At 61.5% G+C, this 10,256-nt stretch carries 11 protein-coding genes; all 11 read right to left on the minus strand.

Going from position 1 to position 10,256, the window contains the following annotated elements; genetic code table 11:
- Window positions 1-545: 545 nt before the first annotated feature.
- On the minus strand, window positions 546-1,715 hold the full coding sequence (locus Q8L50_RS12940) for a glycosyltransferase family 4 protein (RefSeq protein WP_305349046.1): 1,170 nt from the start codon (window positions 1,713-1,715) through the stop codon (window positions 546-548).
- Window positions 1,712-2,452 (minus strand): polysaccharide deacetylase family protein, encoded by a 741-nt coding sequence (locus tag Q8L50_RS12945; RefSeq protein ID WP_305349047.1) that lies wholly within the window; start codon window positions 2,450-2,452, stop codon window positions 1,712-1,714. The genes Q8L50_RS12940 and Q8L50_RS12945 overlap by 4 nt, the downstream gene beginning before the upstream one ends.
- Entirely contained in the window at window positions 2,449-3,918 is a 1,470-nt protein-coding gene (rng, locus tag Q8L50_RS12950) for a ribonuclease G (RefSeq protein WP_305349048.1), read from the minus strand. Before rng ends, Q8L50_RS12945 begins: the two co-directional genes overlap by 4 nt.
- 14 nt (window positions 3,919-3,932) lie before the next feature.
- Window positions 3,933-4,535: a nucleoside triphosphate pyrophosphatase gene (locus tag Q8L50_RS12955; protein WP_305349049.1), complete on the minus strand. Its 603-nt coding sequence runs from the start codon at window positions 4,533-4,535 to the stop codon at window positions 3,933-3,935.
- A 218-nt stretch (window positions 4,536-4,753) separates the two neighbouring features.
- Window positions 4,754-5,221, minus strand: a complete 468-nt coding sequence (rlmH, locus tag Q8L50_RS12960) for a 23S rRNA (pseudouridine(1915)-N(3))-methyltransferase RlmH (RefSeq protein WP_305349050.1) — start codon at window positions 5,219-5,221, stop codon at window positions 4,754-4,756.
- Window positions 5,218-5,985 carry a ribosome silencing factor gene (rsfS, locus tag Q8L50_RS12965; protein ID WP_305349051.1) on the minus strand — a complete coding sequence of 256 codons (768 nt, stop codon included), beginning with the start codon at window positions 5,983-5,985 and terminating at the stop codon, window positions 5,218-5,220. The genes rlmH and rsfS overlap by 4 nt, the downstream gene beginning before the upstream one ends.
- Before the next feature lie 34 nt (window positions 5,986-6,019).
- The gene (nadD, locus tag Q8L50_RS12970; protein WP_305349052.1) at window positions 6,020-6,649 is read right to left on the minus strand and encodes a nicotinate (nicotinamide) nucleotide adenylyltransferase; all 630 of its coding nucleotides are present in this window, start codon (window positions 6,647-6,649) and stop codon (window positions 6,020-6,022) included.
- Window positions 6,646-7,566, minus strand: a complete 921-nt coding sequence (gene hemF, locus Q8L50_RS12975) for an oxygen-dependent coproporphyrinogen oxidase (RefSeq protein WP_305349053.1) — start codon at window positions 7,564-7,566, stop codon at window positions 6,646-6,648. Before hemF ends, nadD begins: the two co-directional genes overlap by 4 nt.
- A complete protein-coding gene (locus tag Q8L50_RS12980; protein ID WP_305349054.1) occupies window positions 7,563-8,207 on the minus strand; it encodes a 1-acyl-sn-glycerol-3-phosphate acyltransferase in 645 nt (214 codons plus the stop codon). Before Q8L50_RS12980 ends, hemF begins: the two co-directional genes overlap by 4 nt.
- Window positions 8,207-9,526 (minus strand): phosphoribosylamine--glycine ligase, encoded by a 1,320-nt coding sequence (purD, locus tag Q8L50_RS12985; protein ID WP_305349055.1) that lies wholly within the window; start codon window positions 9,524-9,526, stop codon window positions 8,207-8,209. The genes Q8L50_RS12980 and purD overlap by 1 nt, the downstream gene beginning before the upstream one ends.
- 144 nt (window positions 9,527-9,670) lie before the next feature.
- The coding region (locus tag Q8L50_RS12990; protein ID WP_305349056.1) for a YebC/PmpR family DNA-binding transcriptional regulator at window positions 9,671-10,256 on the minus strand (586 nt) is incomplete at its 5' end.

Genomic DNA, 10,256 nt, shown 5'->3' on the forward strand with positions numbered 1-10,256 from the left:
GGCTGCAAACCGGTGCCGAGCAGGAGCTGCGCATAGACCCGGCTTACCGGCCTACCCGCAAGGAAAACAAGTACCACCTGATGCGCAGGCTGGAGTTGTGGAGCGGCCTGGACTTCAGCCGCAAACACTTCAAGCTGGTGGTTTGAGCCTCCAAAGTATTGGGTGTTAAAGCTTCGCTGTCGAGATTGACTGATTCACTGGTCTTGCGGACGAGGCTTGTATCGTCTGGCCCAAGGCGACGGTGATAGTTGACGGGGGAAATTGGAATCCGACGCTCATTGCGCTGGGATGCGGCTAGTTCAATGCAAATAGCCATGCAACCCACGATATAGTTGCTATCGCTATGAACGCATTTCCCCATCGACACAGCTTTACACCCTCGGGAGCATAGCGTGAGGGTTCAAACGACCAGTAAAACGATGCGCCTATAAAACGATTGGAAACACGCACCGATTTATCGTTCAAATGCGCGGAAGCCATGAGTCCGGTTAGCCAATATGCAAAACCAAAAATAGCAGCTAGAACCACCAAGGCCAGTTTGACAGTCATTGTGCAGGCCCCTCATTCAGAATCAACGCGGAAAAATACACCGCCTCTTGCTGGCGCGCGATGTCCGCCCACTGGTACGGGCTGGCAAACTGGCGGGCCTGGGCGCCCAGTTGCTGCTGCAAATGGGCGTCGGCCAGCAGCTGATTGAGAACACGGGCCAACTGTGCGACATCCCGGGGGTCTTGAAGAATCAGCGCGTTCTGGCCAGCGCTGAGCAAGCCCGAAATTCCGCAATAGCCCGCGCTGCTCACCACCACCGGTAGGCCATGCGCCATGGCCTCCAGCACCACCATGGCAAAGGTGTCCTCCAGTGTGGGATGCACCAAGGCGTCGGCGGCCCGGTAGGCCAGCATCACGTCAGGCAGTGCGCCGAGGAAAAATACGCGCTTGCCTATGCCCGCAGCTTCTGCCTGCCGCGCATAGGCCGGGATGCTTGCGGCGCTTCCCACCACCGCCAAGACCACATCGTCAAGGAGGCTGGGCATGGCTTGCAACAAGGTGTCCAAGCCCTTCTTTTTATAGTCATTGCCGACAAACAGCAAACAACTGCCGGACGCAGGCAAGGCCAGTTGCTCGCGGGCGGCGCTTTTTTCGACGTCACTGGCTGCATCGGGCAGGTGCACGCCCGGTGTGATGATGCTTGTTATTGCCATGGAGGCGGGATAGGTTGCCGCCATGGTGGCGCCCAGGCTGGCCGAGGTGACCACCACGCGCCTGTCGGGTCTGGCCGCAAAGCGCATGCGCTCCAGCCACAGGTAGGCCAGCAAACGCGGGCTGGTGATCACCTTGAGCCAGCGCATGGCCCGCTTGAAGCCGGTACGGCCATGAAAGAGGTTGTGTTTGACCGGCAGCACATGCACGGTCTGCACCTGTCCGTGCCAGGTGTTCTCATGCGAGTGGACGATGTCAAAACCGCTGCGGGTGGCGCGCCAGGTGGCCCAGGCGTACCAGAGCTGGTTGACCCAGCGCGGCTTGCGCAGGGGCATGGGCACCTTGTGATACGTGACTCCGGGAAAGTCATGTTTGATCTGCTGTGCGAACACATGCACCTCATGGCGCTGCGCCAGCTGCTCAACCAGCGCAATCGAATACCGCTCTGCCCCGCCGCCGGTGGTCTCAAAGATGCGATTCAGGACGGCAATGCGCAAGCGCGGCGGCGGGCTCATGCGCGCTTCCGGTCTTCGTAGCCGGTCGCCACCTTGAGCCAGAAGACCGGCAGGCTGGTGGATCGCAACACCGGAACACGTGGCAACTCCAGCACGCCGCCTTGTACCCCACTGCGCCCGCGCCGAGTCGTAGTGACGGTGTGAAAGCCCGCTTGCTGCGCCATGGCGACATGTTCAGGCGCGTATTCGCCATACGGGTAGCAAAAATGCCTGACTGGCACACCCAGCAGCCCTTCCAGCGCCGCCCGGTCGCCTGTCATCTCCTGCAGGGCGGTGGCCGCGTCACTGCGCAGCAGGCGCACATGGTTTTGCGTGTGTGAACCGACCTCCTGCCCGCCGGCCACCCAAAGCCGCAGCTCATCGCCGGTCATCAGCGGTACCTGGGCAATGCCGATGTCGCTGTCCCAGACATTGGTTTGCCCCAGCAGATTGCTGACCACATAACAGGTGGATGAAAAGCCGTGGCGCACCAGCACCGGCAAAGCCTGGCTCAGGTTGTTCTGGTAACCGTCGTCAAAGGTGATGCCGACCACCTTGCCACTTCTTTCACCGCGCAGGTAAGGCAGCAGCGCACCCATGGACAGGCCCTGATAACCCATCAGCTTGAGCAAAGCCATCTGCCGCGCAAAGGATTGCGGCGCCACATACAGGCTGCGAAACGGCGCGCCTTTGGGTGGCGCCTCGCTGATCTGGTGGTAAACCAGAATCGGAATCGGGCGTTTCGGCTGGGCGCTCACAGCAGCACGATGTCGTATTGTTCCTGCGCCATGGCCGCTTCGGCCTGCAGGGAAATCGGCTTGCCGATGAAGTCACTGAGACCGGCCAGATGCTGGCTTTCCTCGTCCAGAAACAGCTCGATCACTTTCGGCGATGCAATCACCCTGAACTCCCTGGGATTGAACTGCCGCGCCTCGCGCAAGATTTCGCGCAGGATGTCATACCCAATGCTGCGCGCCGTCTTCACCACGCCCTTGCCCATGCAGGCGTTGCACGGCTCACACAGCTGATGCGCCAGCGACTCGCGCGTGCGCTTGCGTGTCATCTCCAGCAGGCCCAGCGCCGAAAAACCGTTAACGCTGGTTTTGATGCGGTCGCGCGCCAGCTGCTTCTGGAACTCGGCCAGCACCGCATCGCGGTGGCCGGCCTGCACCATATCAATAAAATCAACAATCACGATGCCGCCAAGGTTGCGCAGCCGCAGTTGCCGCGCAATCGCCTGCGAAGCTTCCAGGTTGGTCTTGAAAATGGTATCGTCAAAATTGCGCGCACCGACAAAACCGCCGGTGTTGACGTCCACAGTGGTCAGGGCTTCTGTCTGGTCAATGATCAGGTAGCCGCCGGACTTCAGGTCCACGCGGCGCCCCAGCGCCTTGGCAATTTCCTCGTCAATATTGAACAGATCAAAAATCGGCCGTTCACCAGAGTGCAGCTGTAGCCGCTGCAAGGTTGCCGGCATGAATTCGGTGGCAAACATCTTCAGCTTGTCATGCTGCTCACGCGAGTCGATGCGTATGCTCTGGGTGTTTTCCAGCACCATGTCACGCAGCACGCGCTGCAGCAGGCTCAGGTCCTGGTGCAGCACCGAGGTCGGCGGCAGCCGCAGGGCCGCGTCCTTGATACGCGCCCAGGTCTTGCGCAAGTAGGCGATGTCTTCGCCGAGTTCAGCATCGGTGGCGTCTTCACCGTTGGTCCGCAGGATGAAGCCGCCGCCCATGTCGGAGGCCAAAACCTGCAGCCGCTGGCGCAGGTCTTCACGCTGCGTGACCGGTATTTTTTGCGACACGCCGATGTGATTGTCCTGCGGCAAAAAAACCAGCAGGCGACCGGCAATGCTGACCTGTGCCGTCAGCCTGGCACCTTTGGTACCAATCGGGTCCTTGAGTACCTGCACCATCAGCGTCTGACCTTCAAACAGCTGTTTTTCAATGGGCTTGAGAGCCGCCGTATTGTCGGCATCGGCATGCCGGCTCGTGATGCTGCTCATCAGGTCTGCCACATGCAAAAACGCGGCACGGTCCAGGCCGATGTCGATAAACGCTGACTGCATGCCCGGCAGCACCCGCGCCACTTTGCCCAGATAGACATTGCCGACCAGCCCACGCTCCAGCGTGCGTTCGACGTGCAACTCCTGTACGGCGCCGTATTCGACCACCGCCACACGGGTTTCCTGGGGTGACCAGTTGATGAGGATATCTTGTTGCATGTTCTTGTCTCTGACTATATTTTCAGGCCGGCTGCGCGCAGCAGTTGTGCCGTTTCATGCAGGGGCAATCCCATGATGCCCGAATGGCTGCCGCTGATATGGCGGATAAACATGGCCACCCTGCCCTGTATCGCGTAAGCACCCGCTTTGCCCAAAGGCTCACCCGAGGCCACATAGGCGCGAATCTGCGCGCGGCTCATGGGCGCAAAGGTGACGCGCGAAACACTCAAGGCCTTTTGCCGCTTGCGACCGTGTTGTACAGCAACTGCGGTCAGCACGCGGTGCGTGGTGCCCGCCAGTTCATCCAGCATGCGCTCGGCATCGACTGCACCATCAGGTTTTCCGTAGATTCGGCGAGCCAGCGCAACAGTGGTGTCCGAGCACAACACAGGCGCAGACGGCAGGCCGCGCTGCTTCAGGCGCGCAACGGCGGCGTCCAGCTTCAGTTGCGTCACGCGCTGCACATAAGCGGTCGGCGATTCGCCAGCCAGCACCACTTCCAGCGCCTCGCTGTCTTCTTCGGCGCCGGGCAACAGCAGTTGGCAGGACACGCCCATTTGCTCCAGCAACTGCCGACGCCGCGGGCTTTGGGACGCAAGATAAATAAAGTCACTCACGCTTGTCAGCCAGCGGTAGTGACCATTACCCCGATTAACTCAGCAGGGGTTGCGGGTCCGGCTTCGCCGGCCCGCAGGCTGGCGGTTGCGGCTCCGAGCCCGCTTGAGCGGGCTGGGACAGCCGCCAGATGCGCTGCCTCCGGCAGCGTGGCGCCCTGCAAGGGCAGTACCCCCTCGGGGGGCAGAGAGTCACACGCAGTGAACGAACGTGGGGGCATTTATTCCCGATGATACGGATGGTTCACCGTGATGCTCCAGGCGCGGTACAGCTGCTCGATCAGCAGCACACGCACCATGGCATGCGGCAAGGTCAGGTCGGACAGGCGCAAACGCTCATGCGCGGCCTGCTTGAAGCCGGGGTCCAGCCCGTCCGGGCCGCCAATGATGATGGCGACGTCATCACCTTCAAGCTGCCAACCTGTGAGTTTTGTCGACAGCGCGACCGTGGTCACCGCCGTACCGCGTTCGTCCAGCGCCACAATGCGTGTGCCTTTGGGAATCACGGCTTCTATGCGCTGACGCTCGGCCGCCAGCAGAGTGTCCAGTGTTTTGGAGGCGCGCGGCTCGGTCTTGACGGCCTTGAGCTCGACTTTGAGCTCGGGCGGAAACCGTTTGGCGTAGTCGTCGTAGGCGGTCTGCGCCCAATCCGGCACCTTCTGGCCGACGGCGACAATCGTCAGCCTCATTTGCTCCGGGTCGTGGTTTTCTTCGCAGCGGGTTTTTTCGCTGCAGTTTTGGCAGCCACTTTTTTGGCCACTGCTTTTTTGGCGACGGGAATTTTGATGATGGGCGTTTTGGCCGCTGCTTTTTTCGCAGCGGTCTTGACTGCCGCCCGCACGGGTTTGGCTGCCGGCTCGGCGGCCGGCACAGCCGCATTGCGTTTGGCGGTCCAGTCGGTCATCTTGCCGACCCGGCCCACATAGGTACCGTCGTCGGTTCGTGGCACCACTTTCCGGGCTGCTGGTTTGGCGCCAGTCTTGCCCGACGAAGATTTGGCACCAGCGCGGGCCCTGGCGGGTGGGGATGCTTCTTCGGGGTCGGGTTTGGCCGCCTTGACCAGGGGCGCTGGCGCACCCAGCTTGAGCTTGACGGGCTTGTCGCCCCACAACTCTTCCAGGTGGTAATACTGGCGGATGGTGGGCTGCATGATATGAGCCACGGCGGCACCGCAATCAACGATGATCCACTCGCCGTTTTCCTCGCCCTCGATGCGCGGCTTGGCAAAACCGGCGTCGCGAACGGCGTCGCGTACGCTGGCGGCCAGCGCCTTGGTTTGCCGGTTCGACGTGCCCGAGGCAATGATCACGCGCTCGAACAGCGAGGTGATGTGTTCGGTATCAAACACCTGGATGTCCACCGCCTTCACGTCTTCCAGCCCATCAATGATGGCTCGCTGCAGTTTCTGGACGTCTTTTTTGGCAGCGGTGGTGTTGGCGGGGGTGGAGGTCATGCAGTAGGAGTTTCAATAAAAAAGATGGTTCGAATCAAGCCAAAAGATAGAGACGATGGCTCTCAATATAACGCGCAACGGCCTCAGGAACCAGCCGGGCAAGGCTTTGCGACGTCAAGGAGCCCGACGCAATCTGCCGCCGGATATCGGTAGCACTGACGGGCATCAGGGGCAGTTGCAGAGGCACCAATGGGTTCAGAAGCTCAATTTGACAGTCAAATCCGGCCTCAGCCCTTGCGGAGTCTCCGCGGTTTGCTATACAAATTATAGCTACACGAACAATGTCCTGCCAACGGTGCCAGGTTTGCAGCGCCGCGAGCTGGTCCTTTCCAATGATCAGGTAGAGCTGGGCACCTGGATTTTCGGCCTGCAGGGCCTCCAGCGTATCGATGGTAAAGCTCGGTCCGTCACGCTGGAGTTCCCGCTCGTCGACCACCACGCGCTGCATGCCGGCAAACGCCAGCCGGGTCATGGCCAGACGGTCTGCGGCGGCGCTGAGCGCTCTCGCCTTGTGCCAGGCCACGCCCGTGGGGACGATGTACAGGGCATCGAGTTGCAACTGCCTCACCGCCGCGGCGGCCAGCGCCACATGCGCCCGATGCGGCGGGTCAAAGGAGCCGCCGAACATGCCGATGCGCAGGACGCTCGCGGCCGCGCTGCTCAAAGCCAGTCCCGCCTGACCAAAAACCCGGTGTACAGCCGCTCTTCGGCAGAACCGGCTTCCACCGGGCGCTGGTACGACCAGGCTGCCAGCGGCGGCATCGACATCAAAATGGACTCGGTGCGCCCGCCCGATTGCAGGCCAAAGTGGGTGCCGCGGTCCCAGACCAGATTGAACTCCACATAACGGCCACGGCGATACAACTGGAAGTCCCGCTCACGCTCGCCGTAAACCGTGTCTTTGCGGCGTTCGACAATCGGCAGGTAGGCCGGCAGGAAGGCATTGGCGACCGATTGCATCATGGCCAGACCGCCCTCAAAGCCCAGTTCCTGGAAGTCGTCAAAAAACACGCCGCCTACACCGCGCTGCTCGTCGCGGTGCTTCAGGTAAAAGTATTCATCGCACCAGGTTTTGAAGCGCGGGTACTTGTCTTGGCCAAACGGCGCCAGTGCATCGCGGCAAGTCTGATGGAAGTGCCGTGCGTCCTCTTCAAAGCCGTAATACGGCGTCAGATCCATACCACCGCCAAACCAGTAAACAGTCGGTCCCGACGCCGGCGTGGCGGCGAGCATGCGCACATTCATGTGCACTGTCGGCACATAGGGGTTGCGCGGATGGAACACCAGCGACACGCCGAGGGCCTCAAATGGGGCGCCAGCCAGTTCAGGTCGATGCTGGGTCGCCGATGGTGGCAGGCGGGGACCGCGCACGTGCGAAAACCCGCAACCGGCACGCTCGAACACCTCGCCGCCTTCCAGAATCATGGTGATGCCATTGCCCTGCAAGGTTTCGCCAGGCGTTTTTTGCCATGGATCCGCGGCAAACACGCCGCCGTCAATCGCGGCAATGCTGGCGGTGACGCGCTGCTGCAGCTCCAGCAAATAGCTGCGGACATGTGAAGAGTCGGTCGTGGTCGTCATTTCACAATGGTATCGGCCTGCGGAGGGTCCGAATTGATCAAACGCACGGGGGCCGCGGCGGCAGCCCGAAAACCGTGAAAATCCCGAAGGGAAGCGGCCATGCGTTTGAGGTCGCGGTCTTCGTCGCCGCTGAGTCGCACGAAATCGCGAAAAACCAGGCGCTTGCGCGAGTAGTCCAGGCCAGCCAGTCCCACCGGTACATCGGCCTCCAGCGCCAGCCGGTAAAAACCACTGCGCCAGCCCGCCGTCAGGCGGCGTGTTCCTTCCGGCGACAGGGCCAGCCAGAAATACTGCCCAGCGGCCTTTTTCTGTTTCATCATGGCGGTCATCTGCCCAACCACGCCCTGGGGAGCCGAGCGTCTGACAGGCACACCGCCCAGCCAGCGCAGCCAGGAACCGAACAGCGGAATGCGAAACAGCGTGTCCTTGCCCCAGAACTGGACAGGAATGCCGAGCGCCCATTTCAGCAACACCGCGATGGGAAAATCCCAGTTCGAGGTATGCGGATAGACCAGAATCACGCCCTGCTGCGCCGGCAGGCCCTGAAAATCCATCTGCCAGCCGAGGATTCGAACCATCGCCCGGGCCACACCGCTCCCCCGGAACTGCACGGGATGCGGCGGCTGGAAATCCATGCCCATCAGGGCTTGATCGCCCGAAAACCGATGTCCTTGCGGTACTGCGCGCCATCGAAGGAAATGGACTTGGCTACCTCGTACGCCAGGTGCTGCGCCTCTTTCACCGAGCTGGCCAGCGCCGTGACACAGAGCACGCGGCCTCCGGAACTGACCACACTGCCTTTGGACCCATCCGCCGCACTGGCGGTTCCGGCGTGGAACACCACCACATCTTCAGGCGCAGCCGAGGGACTGACAGGCGGCAGGCCGGTGATCAGATCACCCTTGCGCGGCTGCAGCGGATAACCATGAGCAGCCATGACCACGCCCAGCGCCACGCGGCGGTCCCACTCCAGTTCGACTTCATCGAGCTTGCCCGAGGTCGCGGCCAGCATGACCTCAAACAGGTCCGATTTGAGCCGCAGCATGATGGGCTGGGTCTCGGGATCACCCATGCGGCAATTGAATTCCAGGGTCTTGACCTTGCCGTCGGGCGTGATCATCAGCCCGGCGTAGAGAAAGCCGGTAAACGGAATGCCGTCCTTTTCCATGCCCTTGATGGTCGGCAGGATGATCTCGCGCATGGCCCGGGCATGCACATCGGGCGTGACCACAGGCGCCGGCGAATAGGCGCCCATGCCGCCGGTGTTGGGCCCCTGGTCGCCGTCGAGCAGGCGCTTGTGGTCCTGGCTGGTCGCCATCACCGCCACATTTTTGCCGTCGCACATCACGATGAAGCTCGCTTCTTCGCCCTGCAAAAACTCCTCGATCACCACCCGCGCACCACCCGCGTTGTGGGTGACGCCCAGAGGGTTGAAGCTGGGGTCAGGCGCCAGCATGAATTCAATCGCTTCGTGCGCCTCGTGCAGGCTCATGGCCACTACCACACCCTTGCCCGCCGCCAGGCCATCGGCCTTGATGACAATCGGCGCGCTTTTTTCATCGACATAGGCGTGTGCAGCAGATGCATCGGTGAAAGTCTCATATTCGGCGGTCGGAATCCCGTGCCGCTTCATGAAGGCCTTGGAAAATGCCTTGGAGCTTTCAAGCTGAGCCGCCGCACGGGTCGGGCCAAACACCCGCAGACCATGGGCCCGGAACTCATCGACGATGCCTGCCGCCAGCGGCTGCTCGGGGCCAACAACTGTCAATGCTATCTTTTCTGTAGCTGCCCACGCACGCAGCGCCTGGACATCGGTGATGTTGATGTTCTCAAGCCGGGCGTCCAGCGCCGTCCCACCATTGCCCGGCGCCACATACACCGCCTGCACCTTGGGCGATTGCGCGAGCTTCCACGCCAGCGCGTGCTCACGGCCACCGCCGCCTACTACCAGGACTTTCATGCGAGAACTTTCATATGTATTTCCACGCAACAAGCGTGGGTGACCCCTCTTGACCAGCCAGGGCCGCGGAACCGGCTTCGCCGGGCCGCAGGCGCAGCGCCCCCTCGGGGGGCAGCGACGACACGAAGTGCGGAGCGTGGGGGCTCATGAAATTTCGGCGTTGTGAAACACATCCTGCGTGTCATCCAGATCTTCCAGCACGTCCAGCAGCTTCTGCATGGTGGCGGCCTCGCCGCCGTTCAATTCGATCATGTTGTCTGCGCGCATGGTGACTTCAGCCAGTTCGGCCTTCAGGCCCGCCGCTTCCAGCGCATGTTTGATCACTTCAAACTTCGCGTAGGGCGTCAGCACTTCAATTGCGCCGTCGTCGTGGGTGATGACGTCATCGGCACCGGCATCCAGTGCCACTTCCATGATCTTGTCCTCACTGGTGCCGGGGGCAAAAATCAGCTGGCCGCAATGTTTGAACTGGAAGGCCACCGAACCCTCGGTGCCCATGTGGCCGCCAAACTTGGCAAAGGCATGGCGCACCTCGGCCACGGTGCGCACCTTGTTGTCGGTCATGCAATCGACAATGATGGCCGCCCCTCCAACGCCATAACCCTCATAGCGGACTTCTTCGTAATGCACACCTTCCAGGCTGCCGGTCGCCTTGGCAATGCCGTATTTGACGTTTTCCAGCGGCATATTGGCCGCCTTGGCTTTTTCTGCCGCCAGGCGCAGCCGCGGG

The organism is Polaromonas sp., assembly GCF_030680935.1.
GTDB lineage: Bacteria > Pseudomonadota > Gammaproteobacteria > Burkholderiales > Burkholderiaceae_C > Polaromonas.